This window comes from Agrobacterium sp., from assembly GCF_032092815.1.
Lineage (GTDB): Bacteria > Pseudomonadota > Alphaproteobacteria > Rhizobiales > Rhizobiaceae > Agrobacterium.
This window is the reverse complement of the sequence record NZ_DAMDBP010000062.1, coordinates 1-18,562: the sequence shown is the minus strand read 5'-3', so window position 1 is coordinate 18,562 and position 18,562 is coordinate 1. Positions and strand designations below refer to the sequence as shown.

Genomic DNA, 18,562 nt, shown 5'->3' with positions numbered 1-18,562 from the left:
AAGCCTAAACCCTCAAGACATAACCTGCGCATCGCCAATCCACTGTTCACACCTGAATTGCCAAAAAGCAGAAACACGGTAAATTGTATCGGAGCCAGGATCTCTAAATGGCCACTCATTCAGGTTGCGGCTGAAGTTGAAATTCAGGCAATTGTGATGGGCGAGATCCTGCGGTGTTTCGGGCGTGCCGTGTTTCGCAATATAGGCTGGTGACGCAACGATGACACGCGGTACTTCAAGGAGTTTACGGGCCTTGAGAGACGAATCCTGGAGAGTTCCCGAGCGGCAAAAAATCACCTGCCAGTTCGTGCCGATCAATGAAGATACACTTTTTCACAATTGCAGGTGATCAGGGGACATAAACTAGTCCTCGCGAAAGGCTTTCATGACCTGGTCTGTAAATGGTTTCGTCAGGTAGGACCAAGCCGAACGCTCAGCCGTGTGGACGAAAACCTCAATTGGCATACCCGGCATGAGTTTTAAATCTCTTATGACCTCCTGTTGGTCAATCATGTCGACCGTTGCCAAATAGTATGGTTGACCAGTCGTCTTATCCAGCACGGTTGCAGCTGCGACGAACTCGACGATCCCGAAGACTTCCGGAGTGGTTGCACTGTTAAACGCGGTCAACCGCATCCTGGCAGCCTGTCCAGGTGTGACGCGATCAACATCTGCTGGAGGAACCCGGAATTCGACCTTCATGTCGTCAGTTTTAGGAACCAAGGACATGATAGTCGCTCCGGCTCCTATAACGCCGCTTATGGTATGGATTTGCAGGTCATAGACAAAGCCATCAACAGGCGCACGGACCTCCATTCGCGACAGTCGGTCATGTGCTGCGATCTCTCGCTCTCCCAATTCGGCAAGCTTGGATTCGATCGAGACAATCTCTTTTTGCGTTTCAGAGCGCGTCGTCTGGTCGATAGAGAGAAGTTTGATACGCAATTCGCTGATCTCTCCTTCAGCCTCGGCAACACGGGCGGCAACTTCTCCAGTGGTGCCATCAATGCGGGCCAACTGCTTCTGAAGGTCGCGGAATTCCGACAGTTTGATCAGTCCGCCTTTTGCCAATCTCTCGCTAACGCTGATTTCTTCCGTAATGATCTTCTTTTCTGCGTCGTTGGCTTTACTCTGCGAAGCCAGACCGTCAATCTGGTCTTCAAGCTGCGAGATTTGCATTTCCAGCTGTTGTTTCTGATTATGGATCATTCGGCGGTTTTCCTGAAACAGCTTGGTTTCGTTGCGTGCCAGTTCAGGTACGATCGAACTGTCAGAGAAGACAACTGTGTCTTGGCCATCACGTTCGGCCTCAAGGCGATTTTTCATCGCTTTCAGTTGGGATAGCTGGCTTCGGATGATCGTTAGCTCAACACGGGTCTGTGTCTCGTCAAAGCGGAGAAGCACATCACCCGCCTTTACAGCATCTCCATTGGCAACAGGAATGTCTGCAACAATGCCACCATCACGGTGCTGTATGGTCTTCACCTGCGTAGGAACGACAAGTTGCCCTTGTGCGACAACCGCACCAGCGAGTTTTGCCTTGACCGCCCAACCGCCGACACCAAGCACCAGGAATGCTGCCAGAACGCCTGAAACGATGACGCGTGGCGCGATGCCGAACGATAGTGCTTCTGATTGCACCTGATTGCTTTTGTTTTCATACTTCATCTCAGCACACTCCCCGATATGGCTTTGCGCCTTTTTTTGTTACGCCCGTGCCAATCCTGCGTCCTCATCACGGGCCGCAAGAATGAAATCATCTTCAGTCAATGTGTGATGGCTATAGATCAGCAATTCGAGATCGTCCTGTTCATCGGCTAAATCGATGACGGCACGAACAATGGCTGTCTCGCCATCTGCAAATTCGCTGTAGAGACGAATACGTCGCACATCCTGCTGGTCGTCGATCTCGCCCATGATGCGGTCGAACATCAGCCCGCCGATCTCATCTGCGAGATCGGAAAGATCAATCCGATCACCGATCCGGAAGTCCAGTATCTTGTCGGTTCCTTGCCCGTTATTGGACATCGATTCCACCGAACGGAAAATGAAGACGTCGTTGCCCGCGCCACCCGTCAAAAAATTGATGTCTGAATTGGCAACCAGAACGTCGTCACCGAGTCCGCCAATTGCGACTTCAAAACCCTCCAGTTGATCCGTCCCTAACTCGACTCCCGTCGCGGTGCCACTTTCGAGGTCAATGATGACTGCCTTGATTGTCGCAGACGCGTCGTAGGTATCGATCCCTTCACCGCCGGAATATTGATCATCGCCATCGCTTGATGCGTCGTTTGTGTAGAGGACGACCACAGTGTCATCGCCTGCACCACCAAAGACGATATCACTACCGCGGCCTGCGGTAAGGCGATCATCACCTGCTCCCCCGATCAGCAGATTATCCCTGTCATCGCCGGTCATCGTGTCGTTTCCAGTTCCGCCAATCGCTGCTTCGAACCCGACGATCTGGTCTGTTCCGATCTGCGAACCCGATGCAGTCCCGGTGGCAAGATCAATGACCACTGCTTCGGAAGCCGAGGACGCATCATACGTGTCGAAGCCGTCACCGCCAGAATATGTGTCGTTACCATCGCTGGTAGCGGGCAGTTGTGCCGGTGCTTGCGCCTCCCCGGGGCAAGGGCCGATGACGACGGTGTCGTCGCCGCCTCCTGCAATTATCGCGTCGTTGCCGAGACCGCCTGACAACAAGTCATTGCCGTCACCACCGTCGAGCAGGTCATCCCCGGCATCGCCGGAAAGCCTGTCGTCGCCTGTGTCTCCGAACATATGGTCATTGCCGGATCCACCACTGACAATGTCATCACCGTCACCGCCGGCCAAAATGTCGTCACCTTCTTCGCCATAAATCGCATCGTTTCCGGAACCACCAAAAATGACGTCGTCACCCTCGCCACCGAAAATTCGGTCGTTGCCACCCTCGCCGTAGATCGTATCGTTTCCACTGCCCCCGATCAGCGTGTCATCGCCATTGCCACCAAAAATGACGTCGTTGCCTTCGCGCCCGTAGACAATGTCGTGTCCGTCGAACGCAGCTATCACGTCTTCCTCGGGTGTACCCAACAGGATGTCATCATTATCGGTGCCTTCGACCGCGTGCGGCTCTGCTTTTAGCAGGGTCAACAGTGCTGTTCCCAGCACAGATCCAAAGCCGTCGCTGATGCCGTAGGTAAAGGTCACTTCACCTACGTAGCCGCGGTCTGGTGTGTACAGCCAAATACCTTCGCTGTAGCTTTGCACGACGCCGGAAGAGACGCGTATGTTTTGAATTGATAGTGCATCGCCATCCGGGTCGGTTGCTGCTGACGCCAGATTGTCGAGTAGGATGAGTGCTGAAAGGTTCATCAAGCCACTGCCGAGAAGCACCCGGCCCGCCACCACCGGCAATCTGTTCTGACGTGTATTCCCCACCGGCGGCGTGCCGCCACCGGTGACTGGCTCGTCGACGCCTTTGGCATTGTCATCCTGATATGTGTGTGGATTATTGGGTTCGCTGGCGCCTGTGTTCTGATGCCAGTTGACCGGTGTTTCGTAGTCGAGCGCGCCGAGTGGGGTGAGCGGGTCAAAATATCCGATGATTTGATGGTTGTCGTTTGCGGGCCGGGATTGCAGGAACGAACGGAAGGTTTGGTTTTCGACGTTCAGATCAACCCTTGCGCGGAAAGAGCTTGGCATCGAAGTGCTATCAGCGAAAAAACGCACCTTGCGTTCGGCATTGCCGGCCTCTTCAGCCATCTGACGGAGATATGCGGCGACTTCCTCAATAATATCGATATTCGTCGAAGCATCGTTCAAACGCGCTGACGTTTCAGCCACCGGGTTTTGCATCAGTGGTTTATAAGGAGCAGTCTGTTCGTTGACCTGCGTTTCGGAGTGCAGCTTGCCAAACAATGAGCCTATAGCAGCAAATGCGACAGCCGGATTCAAAATGCTCCAGTAACGCGGGGCCGGTTTGTCATGAATTTCAAAGCGGTTTTTTGGAGCTATGGAGGCTGCCACATCGGGCAGTCCAAGAACAAGTTTATCTTCCATTGTCTGCTCTCCTCCTCTTGCCTCTCAGCGGTGCAAAGGAACAAATCTATTCTGCTGCCGAAGCGTTGCCGGATGGTGCATGAACGCGTGTGTGTTCCGAGCGAAGCAGCTGCGGTTGCGGGCCTTTCACGATTTCTTCCTTTGGACCGAAAGCCACGAGCTTGCCGGCCTGGACAACGCCGACCATGTCCGCAGATTGCAGAGCGCTTGGGCGGTGGGCGACAACCACAACGATCCCATTGCGACACCGCACAGCAGCAATCGCTTTCATCAGTGCCTCTTCCCCTTCCGCATCCAGGTTGGAGTTCGGTTCATCGAGCACGACAAGAAACGGGTTGCCATACAAGGCGCGTGCAAGCCCTATGCGTTGGCGTTGACCGGCAGAAAGCGACATGCCATTTGGTCCAAGATCCGTTTGGTAGCCATTCGGCAAACGAACGATCATGTCGTGGATGCCTGCAGCTCTTGCCGCCTGAACGACCGTGCGTGCCTCCGGGGTTTCTGCAAAACGTGAAATGTTTTCGGCGATTGTTCCGTCCATCAAGCAGACATCTTGTGGCAGATAGCCGACATGCTCACTGAAGAAGCTTGATGGCCATTGCTTGAGATCTGCACCATCAATTCGGACTGAACCGCGAAGTGTCGGCCAAATGCCGAGGATGGACCGAGCAAGTGTCGTCTTTCCTCCGCCGCTTGGACCGATCAGCGCGAGTGCCTGACCGGCCTTGAGTTCAAAACTTACATCACTCAGAAGGACGGCGCCGCTATGAGGTGCAACCGTCGTAATCCCTTCAACGATAAGGCTCTCTTTGGGTGCTGGCAGGTTCAAGAGTGCAGTCTTGTCATCGAGAACTGCCAGGGTTTCCTTCAGTCGAGCATGACTGCGCCGCGCCGATACCATTCCCTTCCATTGTGCGATTGCCTGATCAACTGGTGCAAGCGCACGGGCAGTCACGATTGAAGAAGCGATGATAGAACCAGCGGACAGTTCACCGTTGATTGTGAGGTAAGCGCCAAGACCGAGAATTGCAGATTGCAACATCATCCGCAGAACCTTTGACAGGCCCGAGAATGTTCCGGAAATGTCGGATGTCCTCGTTTGCGTATCGAGGTGACGCCGGTTGGCGCGCTCGAACCGGCTGACAGCACGATCGGAAATGCCCATCGAATGCATGATGTCGCTGTTTCGAGCATTGGAATCGATGACTGCATTTCGCAATACAGTCGATTTGAGCATCTCCTTGGCATGACGTCGTGTCAGCAGCTCCGTGCAAAGCGTCAATAGGCCCAGCACCACGGCCCCACCGACGGTTAGCATGCCCAGCATTGGGTGCAGCAACCAAACGAACACAAGGTAGATTGGCATCCAAGGCAGATCGAAAAGCGCAATCAAGCCCGGGCTTGCCAGGAAACCGCGGATCGTGTCGACATCGCGACCACGCTCAGTCGCTTCTGCCGTCGAATAGCCATAACGTGGCATGTCGATGACGACTTTGTGGGCCAGAGGGGCGAGTTGTGTATCCAGCCTCGCTCCAAGCCTGACCAGGATCTGTGAACGCAGAATATCGAACAACCCCTGGAAAAGATAAAGGCCGATAGCAAGGCCCGATAACGCGACAAGTGTCGATACACTTCCGCTGGTCAACGCTCTGTCATAGATCTGCAGCATATAGAAGGCGCCCGTCAGGGCGAGAATGTTGATGATGCCGGACAGGCCGAATACGAATGCCATCAGGCGACCCATGCCATTGATTTGATATTCTTTTTTGTTGCAGGTGCCAGTCATCTCAAAATCCCCTTGGAAGCTTTGCCGTAATTCGGCGTCAAGTCCGTGGGATGTGCTCGAATGATAAAGTTGAAACCCAACACATCCCAGTCCAATGGCAACGCCGGTGCCAATCCTCGCCGGCGTTGGAAGTCCGAAACGAACGGGGGTTGGTTTTACTCCCCCGTTCGCTCATGCTTGTTCATGAGACTCCGGAGAAGTCACTGTTGGTCAGATGGTGTTTGCCAGAGACCGCGAGTTCGAAGTCGGCGTTCCCATCCGCATCTGTGTGACCACGAATGACTGTAAAATCCTCCCCGTCACGAACTTCATGTGTAATCGCAATTCCCCCGGTTGCAGTCAGTGCTGCCGGACTATTGATTGCGAAGGTCTGTTTGCCCGAAACCTCCGTATTGGCATCGATTGCGGAGAAGTCGATCTTGTCTCCAGGTTGGAAGCCGTAGATGGTATCGCCATTGGCTGCACTGGTCGTTGTGAAGCGGAAAGTGTCATTGCCGAGACCGCCATCCATAGCGTTCACAGCGTTCGAGGCAGTGATTACATCGTGACCGGAGCCACCAACAAAGTTCTCGAAGCCGTAGAACGTGTCGTAACCTGTCGTTGCGCCGACGACAGAGCCGTGGCCCATCAGACCATTGCCCAGATCAACGGTGAGGTTTGCAGTTGAAGCGGAGTAGTCAAGTGTATCATTGCCTGCGTCGCCCCAGTACCGATCGTTGCCATCGTTGGCTGTGGCAAGGACGATGTCGTCGCCGTCGCCACCCCAAGCTTGATCATCGCCCGTTCCACCCTCGATGATGTCGTTACCGGCATCTCCGAATAGGAGATCGGCTCCACCATTGCCAAACAGCACATCATGGCCGGCGCCGCCGTGCAGTTCGTCGTCTCCGTTCCCACCGCTTGCAACATCGTTGCCCGCAGCAGCCACGATCACATCGTCACCGTCTTCACCTCTCAGGATGTCAGAGCCATCATCGCCTGCAAGGATGTCTGAACCACCCCCAGCGAGTATCGTATCGTCGCCACCTTGTCCGGCGAGTACTTCGCCATCAACGGTGCCGATCAGTGTCAGGGCTGCGATCGGGATCGTAACGACAGGGCCTTCGTTATCGTCGTCGTCATTTGAGGAGGTGTCATCGTCGTTGTCGCCACCTTCCTCATCATCACTGTTATCCTCGTCGTCTTGCTCGTCCTCATCTTCGATGTCGCTATCGTCGCCATCGTCATCGCTGCCGTCGTTGTCGCCATTGTCCTCTTCGTTGTCGTCTTCATCATCGGTGTTGTTGTTGTCGTCGTTTTCCTCCTCATTGTCCTCGACGCTCGGTGAGAAAATATCTTCACCGAGTGTCGTCAAACCTGTATTGCGGGCAATGATGTCGGCGAATTCCTGACCGTCTATGAAGTTTTCGTAGAGATCGAAGCCGTCGAAGCGCTCGGTGTAATAGAAGCGGTCAGCTTCCTGCAGGCGATCAAACTGCTCATGCAGAACGACCCAGAATGTCTGCCCGACCATACCGCCGTTGATATGCTTTTCAGCAAGTCCACCGACCCAAAGATCGACACGGTCTATACCTTTGACAATACCGGTGCCATCGGGTTGCATGGCTATGTCGATGTCAGGGTTAATCGCACGGAAAGCCGGAATTTCGTTGGCTTCCAAAACCAGGTCTGGATAAGCCTGCCGGAACTGAGCAGTGACTGTGTCAGACAGCCCGTTGCGGCTCTGGAAATCCTCCCAGGATGTGTAAGCCGTCATCGCACCTGCATAACCCAGCGCCTCTGAGACATAGGGGTCAGTGGATGCTGCGAGGTCCATGCGAACCTGGTTGAGCGTTCCAAGACCGACGTCCCAGCCTCGTGCAACGTTGAAGGCGAACAGGTCGGCGTTGATACGGACGAGGTCGTTTCGTACGGCGTCAACCATGTTGAAGTCGACGGCTTCGGCAGGTTGTGTCGCAATGCCGCCGAGGATAGCACTCACGCCGATCTGCTCATAGCCTTCCTGCGGTACATATCCGTACTGCGCAAGCGTGCTGAGCGGTAGTTTGAAGGCACTTGGATCGTTCGTGGGATTCAGGAAGGCATCGAACAATGCCACCTGGGTTGGGTTCCCATCTGCGTCAAGCACGGTCATGGTCTGGGCGATCAGCGAGTGGCCGACCCGGTACACGGAAGCGGCAAATTCATGGCTGATTGCGGCTGTCGCGTTCGGATTGTATTCCGAGAAACCATGATCGCCGTCTCCTCTGATGCCGCCGATCAGCTTGTCTGCAAACTCGGTAAAGACAACGCGCTGATATTCGGCTTCATTGATCATCTTGGCGGCCTGGAAAAGCTCCTCGGCAGTTCCATCGAAACCGGCCGCTTCGAGGCCTTCAACATGGAAATTGTGATTGCGGGCCCAGATGGTGTGCATTGAAGTGAGCGCAAAGTTCTCGTTTGCCCGGCCATCGCCTGCCACATAGTGATCAAGCAGGTTGATATAGGGGTTGGTGTCGAGAAGCAGCGCGTGTGTGCTGCCCATGAAGTTAGAGGCAAGTCCGGAGACCATCATCTCGTCAATGACACCCGCCGTTACTAGACCCGGAAAATATGAGCGGAAGCTTGCCTGGCCACCTGCGAGGGTAGGTGATTGGAAAACCGTATCATTGTCCCAATGATGCAGGATCAGGTCACGCAACGTCGGCATCAGTTTGAAGTTGGGATTGGATGGGTCCGCACCGCCCTGGAGCAAATGTGCCCCCAGGCCGCCTAATCCATCGCCCTCACGCAAGAACTGTCCGACCAGATCATTGGATCCGTAAGCCTGGTTCTGATCGACGAAAGGTGATGTCTTGTTGATGTGCTGCGGAATGCCATCGTCATAATAAGCGACTGTAGCACGTGTCAGGTCGGCCGGGTTGCCTGAACCGGGTGCGCCGTTGCCAGGGGCACCGATCTGGATCGTCCCATTTCCACCTTTGCCAAGAAAATCCAGACCGTGGTCGAAGTACTGCCCAAACGCCATGAAGAAGATATTGGCATCGGCTTTCGGCAGGTCTGCTTCCTGTGCGCCGAGAATGTTGCTGATGTTGCGAGCATCGAGCCCGGCAAAGATCGGATTGATCTTGGAATTCCCAAAGTCGTCCGGTTCCCCGTAGTGTGACTGGGTTATGCGGATAAAGGGTGTATCCACCGCACCTGCGTCGGGGTCTGCAGCATTATTTCCCTGGCCGGAAAGGGTGCGCACACCTGTTGGAACAGGATCATCGCCACCATTGGGTGAAAGGCCATTGACGAGGGCTTTAAGGCCAGCGAGGTCACTCGGAGTGTATTCGAAGGCACCGGAAATGTTGTCATCGCTCTCGCTTGGCGTTGTTTCCTGAAACTGCGGCACGACACCACCCGTGAAGGTGATCGAATGTGTCCCATTTGAAAATGACTTTGTACCGTCGCCATTGTCGACCAAGCTGTAGCTGGAGAGCTGTTCGCCCGGTGCAAGTTCAATCACGTCCTGTGGACGCAAGCTTCCCACAATCGTATCGTTGCCGCCATTGCTGCGGAAAAGGATACGATGTGCGGACATCAACCCCGAAATATCGACAGTCTCGTCGTCTGCTTCACCATTGATGGTGATTGTGTTGAAGTTCAGATTGGTTGGAGAAAAGTCACCGATTGCCAAGACTGTATCGGCACCCGCACCGGTATTGATCAATATTTCCTCGATCTCGGTCAGTTCTGCGATAATCGAGGCGTTGTTGGTGCCATTGCGAGTGATGACAATTTCCGTTGTCGCAGCAATTCCCGTCATTCCTGCGCTGACTGCTGCTGCGCGGGTGTAGACGCGATAGGTCTCCGTAAACACTGAGCCGTTGACAACGAAAGTGTCTCCGTCAGGTCCCTCAGTACCACCGTTCACGATGTCTCGACCATCTGGCAGGACCCCGGTTAGACCGGCATTCCAGACGATGATGTCGTCACCACCCAAGGCGTTGATGGTGTCATTGCCACGGTTCCCGGTGATGATATCCGCACCTGCCGTGCCGGTTATGGTCGTGCCCAGATTGCTGCCATTGATGACGTCACCGACTACATCGGTAGCAGCAGAAATGACCTGTTCGGCGGTACCAAAGCCGTCAACGAAGCTGACAACAACGCGTACCTGCAGGCCAACCTGCGCTGGCTGAGGCGTAAAGTTGGCAGAGTTTGTGCCGACATTGCTCCAGGTTGTTCCGTTGGCTGATGTCTGCCACTGGAAATTGAATGCTCCCAGACCGTTCGCATCGGCAATGCCGGAGGTATTTGCCGTCAATGTCTGCGTCTCAGTGGGTGAGGTATCGCTGATGACCGGCACGCCAGTCGCCGCCCTGTTCACAAGGGCAACCTCGACGCCGTCGGCAAACCGCGCGGTTTCGATATTGCGCAATGTATCCACTCCGTCCGAGACGAGATTGCGTCCTGTCGCCGGATCCACCACATTGCTGACAGTGTCATGGGTGACCGTAAAGCTGCCATCTGCATTTCTGACAATCGTATAATTCGCACGAACATCATTGAACTCTGCGGTGTCTTCACCAGCCAAGGGGGTCGCCGAAGATATAATTTCTCGTACGATGTGCAGCTGGCTTGGCACGATGGTGCGGGAGATCATCAACTCGAAGAGTGACTTGCCAGCCCAGGCCGGATTCTCATCTTCGGTGAAGACATGTTTCAGGCTGTCCACTGTAGCAATCTGATTGCTGCCCAGATTTTCTGCGCCAGCCGGTGTGATGCGAATACGAACATTGAGCCACGCGTCACCATCAAGGAAGTCGTCTCCGCCATTGCCGCGAAGTGAGTCACTTCCAGCACCGCCAAGGAGAATATTGCCGCGCTCAAAGGCAGTAATCGTTTCAAGATCAACCCCAGTCGGAGCCGCTGCAACCAGGTCGCCGAGGAGTTCACGCAGTCCCTCAATGCGATTGACGCCTGCCTGGGACAACCCATCTTTGAAGAAGATGCCCTCAGTCGTGGCAACCGTAGCGCCGGGTGCCACTTCACCAAAGACCCTGTCGTCGCCAAGCAGCGTGTCATTGTAGTTCCAGCCGGAAAGTGCTTCCGTCTTGTCGAACCGGTTTCGAAGGATATCCTGCTGTTCTGTCGTGAAAATCGGTGTGCGCATGTCAGCGTAGGCGTCCATTGCCACGCCCTTGAAGATTGCCCAGTCGAAACCAAACATGCCTTCATTGCGCATGACGCTTTCGCCCTGGACCATGATGTCGTCGCCAGATTCAGCGTCGAAATCGTGTTCGTCATTGCCCGCAAACATGACATCGTGACCGAGGATGGATGAGTTGAAAAACAGCTCGGAATTGTCGCCAGCCGTCGTGTCGAAACCACCGCCCGCTTCAATCCAGTCGTCGCCTTCGTTGCCCATGAGCATATCCGCGCCGTCACCGCCAAGGATAAAGTCATCGCCTTCGCCGCCGAATACTTCCGAGGAGTCGACGCCGACAAACACAACGTCCTTGCCTGATCCTCCCATCAGGATATCCATGCCATTGGAATTGGCGATCACGTCATCGCCTTCGTCGCCCTTCACGAAGTCGCCAGTATCACCAGAGTCAGTGATGATGTCGTTGCCTGCACCACCATTGACGAGGTCTACACCCGCACCGCTTTCGATCCGGTCGTCGCCTGCATCACCCCAGATGCCATCGTCACCGAAATCGGTAATGATGGTATCGTTACCGATTGTGCCACCGACCACGATATGTTCACCACCTGTGAAGCGCAGATAGTGGCCTGTTGCACCGCTTTGATCGGCGCTGGTATCTGCGATACTTTCGTCGATGCCGGCAGTGGACAGGTCATCGCGCTGGACTTTGCCGAGCCCGAGTGCCGCCATGATCGGGTCGTCCCCGACAGGATCTTCGCCAACCTGATTTGCCTTGTTGATCTCAAGGACGAAATCATAATTGGCGAAGACGTCGACACCGAGGTGACGGGCGATAACGTCGTCTGCGGTGCCTCTAATACCGTCAGCTCCGGGCTGGGCAATATCAGTATTCGCCATGATCATCTTGGCGAACGAGTTCTGCTCCAGCATATTGAGGAAGTTCTGGCCCTGTGTACGGGTCAGATAATAGAACCTGTCGCCGTCCTGCAGGTTTTCCAGCTGCATTTCGAAAATGGCATTGAATGTCGAGCCGAGCATGCCACCGAAGGGCATCTTCTTTTCAGCAAGGCCACCGATCCAAAGATCAATCAGGTTGAGGCCGGTTTCCACGCCTGCCCATGTCCCGGTGCTGGTCAGATAGGCGACACGATCGAGCGGGGCGCCATCACCGCCCATGACAAGCGCTGTTGCGGCTGCCCGCTTTCCGGCCAGTGTGGTTTCGCCAGTAATCGTGGCATGTGTGCCATAGGCTGCAATGAAGTTGATGACCGAAGCCGAGTTTTTCAGATTGGCGGCAAAATCAACCCAGTTGTCATAGGGTATCAGGAAGGTGGAGCTGCTTGCCGCATACAATTGTGCCCGGGCGTCGTTGAGTGAAGGCACGCCCGTGTCGCGACCACGGGCTATGTTGATCGCGCCAAGATCCAAAGGCAGACCAAGTAGATTGTTGCGCAGAGAACTGACAATGAATTCGTCAATTTCGTTACCCTGCTCGACGACCATGCCCCTAACAATGGCACCAGCAGCCTCATCAGCGGTAATGGTGCTGTCGAGATCAAATGCCACAGGATTGAGGAAGGCCTCTATCAGACCAAGTTCAGGCTCGGTCGCCAGGGTTTCCGTGCCATCGGCGTTCAGGAAAACGCGCGGCATCCCGTCCGTCAGCATCGAGTGCCCGAAGCGATATACCGTATGGGCAAATTCAGCGAAGATCGACGGATCGACATCGGTGACAGAATTGAAAACAAACGCATCGATTTCAGGTTGGATCTTACGAGCGAACTCTTCGAATACCAGGTGCTGATACTGCATCTCGGTTGCGAAGCGGGCTGCCTGGAACATGCGTTCGCCGTCCCAGTTCAGGCCTTGCGCATAAGCGAGTTGATCGAGCGCCGGAAGATTCTCGAAGCCGACTGGTAGACTGTCGATATCCGTTGCCAGCCATTCGTTGATGAACGCGACATCGCCGCTTTGCAGGATGGTGAGCTTTTGCGAATCGACCTGACGATTATGCTCGGAATGGAAGACATGATGGACGGCAGTCAGACCGATATTTTCGTTGCCACGTCCATCACCCGTGATGAAATGTCGATCAAGCAACTCGTTGTCATATACACCGGATGCAAGAGGCCCGCTGTTGATTACATTGTCGGCGTCGGCAGTCTTCAATGCACCAGTCTGGCTGTTGAAGGGGTTTGCGTTGTGCGCGATGTCGTCCAGGAAGGCATGGCCAGTACGAAGCGCTAGCGACGTGAAGGTATTGACTGGGATTGCGGGGGTGCCGGAGACGACGTCATCGTCAGCCGTGTTTGGAATCCCATCTGCGCCAATACCAGTTATCACCTGTGCATACCCCGTCACAGGATCAGGGATGAAATTGCCGTATTGGTCGGTGCGGATCAGCGGCAGATTTACGACGTCAGCGTCACTCAACTCGATGCCCAGGAATTGCAGGGCGTTGGCCTTGATGTCCGCCCAAGTCGGAAGGCCACCATGTGTTCCGGCAGGAGAGCCAACTGGGGGAGGGCCATCGAGCAGGCGACCCGTCGAAACAGTCACGCCTCCGATGGTTGCGTATTCGCGCAGGAACACTTGGTGAGACGGATGGGAGGTGTAGGTCTGGTTCTGGTCAACAAAGGGAGTGGTGGTGTTGCGGGCCTCGTGATGCGTGTCATCGGCCGTTCCCAAAACGCCGTCCGCACCGGGCCCATCGAGAGGATCTGCTCTGGTGATAACCATAAAGCGCAGGCTGGGTGGCAAATCGTCGGCTGTACCGGCAATACCGTCGGCGCCGAGCACCAGTGGATCGTCCGCCTGCAGCGGAATGAAGACCGAGCCGTTGTTGCCCTTGCTGATAAGGTCAAGTCCATGATCAAAGAACTGGCCAAAGAATGTCATCCATGCATTGAACGGGGCAGAGAGCCCTTCGTCGGGAGCAATGTTTGGAATTGAAGCAAGGTCGGCATTGGTGAGGTAGACACCATTCAAGCCAAGTGGTTCTCCGGGCGCAACAGGTACCATACCGGGGTTGGCCTCTTCCCATGCGGCAACCGCCAGGGGATTGTTGAACCACGCTGCCACGGCGGCCGGATTGCTGATGCTCATATCCGAAATCAGGTTCGAAATGATGCGTGGATCGGCATCTGCAACATTGCCTGTGTGGCCACCATTCGTTCCAGATGGCACGCCGATAACGCTATAGTCGGTATTGGTCACAACGGCTGGACCTCCAAGCGACATCGTGTCGCCATCGGCATCGTTGCGGAAATTCGGATCAAGCGCACGTGGCATGGCCTGATCGGCGGCTCCCCAAAGTTCGCGCCCAGCTATGATATTGTTGTAGCTTCCATCGACGGTACGGACACCAACCGGCACATGAGGGTCAGGAATGGCACGGGGCGTTGCCGGGTCGCCGAGATAGACGCCGGTAACTGCATCATACTGGGTCCGATCGGAAATCACAGTCCCATCAGGGTTGAGCCGGATTTCAGTGAGCGGCACGCCTGAGGCGTGGACTTCGGAAACCTTGATCTGGAAAAGAACAAATGCCAGGTCAGCCTGATTAAGTGTGAAAGCAGCCATTTTACCCTCCAAAGCGCTTGAGCGCTAAAACGCCGTTACAACGATGCAGGCTTCGAATGTTTGCGAGCGGCCATCAGGCACAATCACAATCTCCCCCATTCGCGTGGACAGAGATCTCCCAGCCTTCATGGTCACAGGTTGCAGGAAACACGCGCCTAGGACCATTTCGCATAGTCCAGTTCTTTCTGGTCTCTTGGTCGCTTCGAACCATCAGACCAAGGTCCGATGTTTTTCAGTCCAAAGTTGGTGTGATCTTGCGAGGTGCGGGATTTCAGGTTAAGATTATGAAATAATTATATTATTGAATGAAATATTCGCGCTGGAGACGTGTCGAACATCAAATCCGAGATCCTCATCTGCCTCTGATGAGCGCGAATTCGAAGCGGTTGTGCATAGAAGACAAGCAGGTCGGAGCATGAAAGATTTGCCGTTTGAAGACACTGGTGAAAAAACAAAATCGCACAATGGTTCGCCTGACGATTGGATCTCATTCTTGAGACGTCTGGGGGAATGGTTCCGGAGCCTGCATCTTTCGACGCAATTCATGATCCTGGTGTCGCCGATCGTGATTGTTTTGATGTCATGTCTTACGTTGTGGGCTGCCGATCGGGTCGAACGAGCCATGCTCGCCGGTGCCGGAGGGGTCGGAGCACTCTATCTCGAAACCTTTGTATCTCCGCTCATCAGGGAAGAATATATCGCCGACGATACAATCGATCCGGTACTTGTTTCACGTCTTCAGAATCTGCTCGGCACGGGGCCTATCGGTCAGCATGTCCGTGCGATCAAGCTTTGGCGGCCCGATGGCAGCATATATTACGCGACGAACGATCAGAAAATCGATCAGCCAACGATTTTCGATGAGTTGAAGTCGGCTTTGTCTGGTGAAATCGTTGTTTCTCGTACCGAGGTCGACAAGCACATCTACACTGGCGAGGAAAAGGACGGCCTGCTGTTGGAAGTCTATGCGCCCCTCCTTCGTGACCGGAATGGCAAGGTCATTCTCGTTGGCGAGTTTTACGAAGAACCGAATTATCTCATCGCTGAACTTCGCTCTGCTCGAAACGGGACATTCCTGATTGTCGCAAGTATCACTTTGCCAATGCTCGGATTGTTATATCTCATGGCATTGGCGGCTAGCCGGCTGATTGTTCGCCAAAAGCGTGCGATTGAGGCGAACCTCCTGAATGCTTTGGATCTGTGGGAGCAAAACGACAAACTGAGGAAAGCGGCCGATTACGCCAGGCTCGAAGCCGGCAAGCTGAACGAGAAGATACTCGATCAGATCGGTAACGATCTGCATGATGGTCCGGTGCAGGTTCTGACGCTTATCAGTCTTCGCCTCAGCGATATGATTGCAGAGCAGCGTGTCAGCGGTGCGAAGGTGAATACTGATCTCGTAAAACTATTAAGTTTTGTCTCAGGCGTTCTTGCGGATCTCCGGAAAATTTCAGCCGGTCTTTCTTTGCCTGAACTCGACGACCTCAGTTTGAGAGAAACAATTAAGCTGGCCGTTGCAAGGTACAAGGATCTTACGGCATTTCCCGTGGAACTGGATGGCTTGATTCCGCAAGAAATATACAAACCTCACCTGAACGTCTGTGTTTATCGCTTCATTCAGGAAGGTTTGATGAATGCATTTCGGCATGCGGCAAACAACAGACAAAGGGTTCGATATCGAATTCACGAGGAAAAGCTCATCATCACTGTGGCTGATCTAGGACAGCGTATCATCCGTTCGGATCAGAAGGCAGCAGCACGAGTGAAGCTCGGCTTAACGAGCCAAAAACGGCGTGTACGATCTTTTGGAGGCAGAATGCGGATATTCAGGCGAGCCTCAGGAACAATTATTGTGGCGGTTTTGCCCATCAACCAGCTGCAGGGTCACGGAATGATCTAGAATTGCCTGGTGCTTGAAGCAACGGCAAATCCATTTTTTCTTTAGTTGAAGAGATCGCGTGGTTCGCCAATTTTCTGTGCGGCAATAACGGCCTCGACACGATTGCGAACGTCAAGTTTCTGCATGAGGATCGTCATGTAGTGTTTGACTGTTTTTTCGCTGATATCGAGGCTTCTGGCAATTTCGCGGTTTGTCTGCCCCCTCATTAGGTGCGACACGATCTGTTCTTCACGAACGCTCAAGCGCTTTTGCTGCAGTGCTTTTTGTTTCGTTTGTGCCGCCTTCATCGATATGATCACCTTCGTGGCGAAGCCAGGCGTCATATATGTGTCGCCATTGTGCGCAGCGACAATGGCATCGTGAAGGTCGGTCGAACTACTGCCCTTGAGAACATAACCCGAGACGCCGCAATTTAGAGCTTTAACTGCGGTTTCGATACTGGCGGTCGCGGTGAAGATCACGACCTTGGTGTCCGGCATTGTCTGGATAATGACTTCTATAGCCGCCATTGAATCACCAGGCATACTGAGATCAACGACGATGACGTCAGGCGAAAGCTGTTCGGTAATTTTGATCGCGTCTACGGCGTTCTGCCCCTGTCCAACGATCTTGAGATCTTTTTTGTTCGAGTAAAGGCTGACGAGCCCTTCCAGAAGAATAGGGTGATCGTCAACAAACGCGACGGATACAGGTACACTACCAGGCGACGACATTGATCCAGCCTCAAAATTACATGGGCTGAAAAGCTAACACAATAGAATCGCTCTAAACAACTCGCTATAAATGAAGATATTCCGCAATCTTCCGGCACTAAATGATTAGTGTTATGTAATCATTTAGCATTAATTGCAATTTTTTACTATTTATTTCGGCGACATCAATGTTGCTGGTGTTATGAAATATTTCATTGATATTTAATGTCGGAATTTATGCTGAAATTTTACAATTGAAACTGAATTAATTTCTGGTCTTGAGGGATGCGGCTATGCTTCCCTTGGGGAGCCGGCAGCAATGCCTGCTGACAGTCTCACTGTTTTATCGTCCGCCAATTTAGTGTCAGGATACAGCTGTAGATGCTGAGGTGAGGGTAGCCTGTTGCTGATGGAGGGTGTTTCTGTGGCCAGTGGCGTGACCGAGTCGAGCGTCATGGCGTCTTATGAACGTAGATCTATCTGCGGCTTGCTTTTCACCGATCGCCTCGCAAAAATCCCGAAGGGGACCTCAAAGGAGAGTGGCATACTCGAGATCACAGGGCACGGTTTGTACCAAACTTCTGTAACCAATTTCACATCTGGTGCTGATGGCCCTTTTTTGGTTCTTCAACGTAGATACAGGGACAGAGGAATTGAGGATCGTGTTGACTTCGCGGTTCAGCAATCTCAACACTGGACTTCAACGAGTATCCGGTCACTTTTTTCAAAAAAAATGTATGGAAGATTGGGGAGAATTTAATGGGCGAATGCCCAATACGCGTTCTTTGACCGGCGGGGCATGGCTGTTGCCACGCATGCGCGAGCCGAACGCCTGCTGTCGGGCGACATTGGAATTTAACCGAAAACTTGTCGCGTCGCGCCCTTGGACACGAGTAGAAGGTTTAGGAACGGCCCAATAGCCGAAAGGCTAAGCTAGACCGATGCAGGCCAGCAAACTCTGTAAACGTCCCCGGTTGTGCAGCACGCTGTACTCATGGTCAGACTGACGGCGGACGATAGCCGTCAATCAATGGGGAGTTGATAACTCTTGCTATCACTGCCTGGCCCGCCAAAGACTGCGTTGCAGCCATAAGGGCGCCTCCATGGTTAGGCCAGTCGTTTAAATTCGGGAAAGCAGATGAGTTGGTCAGTCAAGCCAGACGGCGAAACTGCAAAGTTGCAGACTGATGAGGCTGAGAGGGCAAGCGCAAAGCCTCCCACATCACCGCAATTTGCCTACGGAGAACAACAGAATTATGGATCAACGCCAAATAACAGCGAGACCAATCCCGTAATTGCGCAACTCTGTTCCTGCTCGCGGTCTGGAATCGTGATCTGACGATTCCTTTGATTTTCTGATGTTGATTGATTTTTGTGTGTTTTGTATGGTTTTTCGAAATTATTGTTTAGAAACAGTT

Annotated in this window: 6 protein-coding genes and 1 pseudogene; 1 reads left to right on the top strand and 6 read right to left on the bottom strand. The window is 53.7% G+C overall.

From position 1 onward, the window contains the following. The 5 genes and pseudogenes from RT613_RS22095 to RT613_RS22075 all read right to left on the bottom strand — a co-directional run. A pseudogene (locus RT613_RS22095) lies at positions 1–294 on the bottom strand (LysR substrate-binding domain-containing protein); the annotation flags it as partial. A 69-nt stretch (positions 295–363) separates the two neighbouring features. Next, entirely contained in the window at positions 364–1,668 is a 1,305-nt protein-coding gene (locus RT613_RS22090) for an HlyD family type I secretion periplasmic adaptor subunit (protein WP_313618530.1), read from the bottom strand. A gap of 39 nt (positions 1,669–1,707) precedes the next feature. After that, complete coding sequence (locus RT613_RS22085; RefSeq protein WP_313618529.1) at positions 1,708–4,047, bottom strand: calcium-binding protein; 2,340 nt, start codon at positions 4,045–4,047, stop codon at positions 1,708–1,710. 46 nt (positions 4,048–4,093) lie between these two features. Next, positions 4,094–5,833, bottom strand: coding sequence for a type I secretion system permease/ATPase (locus RT613_RS22080; RefSeq protein ID WP_313618528.1), 1,740 nt, complete (start codon positions 5,831–5,833; stop codon positions 4,094–4,096). Positions 5,834–6,014: 181 nt separating this feature from the next. Further along, positions 6,015–14,552 (bottom strand): peroxidase family protein, encoded by an 8,538-nt coding sequence (locus tag RT613_RS22075; protein WP_313618527.1) that lies wholly within the window; start codon positions 14,550–14,552, stop codon positions 6,015–6,017. Positions 14,553–14,967: 415 nt separating this feature from the next. On the opposite strand from RT613_RS22075, the gene RT613_RS22070 reads away from it, so the two are divergent. Beyond that, positions 14,968–16,452, top strand: a complete 1,485-nt coding sequence (locus RT613_RS22070; RefSeq protein WP_313618526.1) for an ATP-binding protein — start codon at positions 14,968–14,970, stop codon at positions 16,450–16,452. A gap of 41 nt (positions 16,453–16,493) precedes the next feature. Here RT613_RS22070 and RT613_RS22065 read toward each other — a convergent pair whose 3' ends face one another. Continuing rightward, on the bottom strand, positions 16,494–17,165 hold the full coding sequence (locus RT613_RS22065) for a response regulator transcription factor (RefSeq protein ID WP_313618525.1): 672 nt from the start codon (positions 17,163–17,165) through the stop codon (positions 16,494–16,496). Positions 17,166–18,562: the final 1,397 nt, after the last annotated feature.

Bases quoted from the DNA above. Each gene is read 5' to 3' on its own strand.
- RT613_RS22080 (WP_313618528.1), bottom strand. From the start codon at position 5,833: ATGACTGGCACCTGCAACAAAAAAGAATATCAAATCAATGGCATGGGT.
- RT613_RS22085 (WP_313618529.1), bottom strand. From the start codon at position 4,047: ATGGAAGATAAACTTGTTCTTGGACTGCCCGATGTGGCAGCCTCCATA.
- RT613_RS22065 (WP_313618525.1), bottom strand. From the start codon at position 17,165: ATGTCGTCGCCTGGTAGTGTACCTGTATCCGTCGCGTTTGTTGACGAT.
- RT613_RS22070 (WP_313618526.1), top strand. From the start codon at position 14,968: ATGAAAGATTTGCCGTTTGAAGACACTGGTGAAAAAACAAAATCGCAC.
- RT613_RS22090 (WP_313618530.1), bottom strand. From the start codon at position 1,668: ATGAAGTATGAAAACAAAAGCAATCAGGTGCAATCAGAAGCACTATCG.
- RT613_RS22075 (WP_313618527.1), bottom strand. From the start codon at position 14,552: ATGGCTGCTTTCACACTTAATCAGGCTGACCTGGCATTTGTTCTTTTC.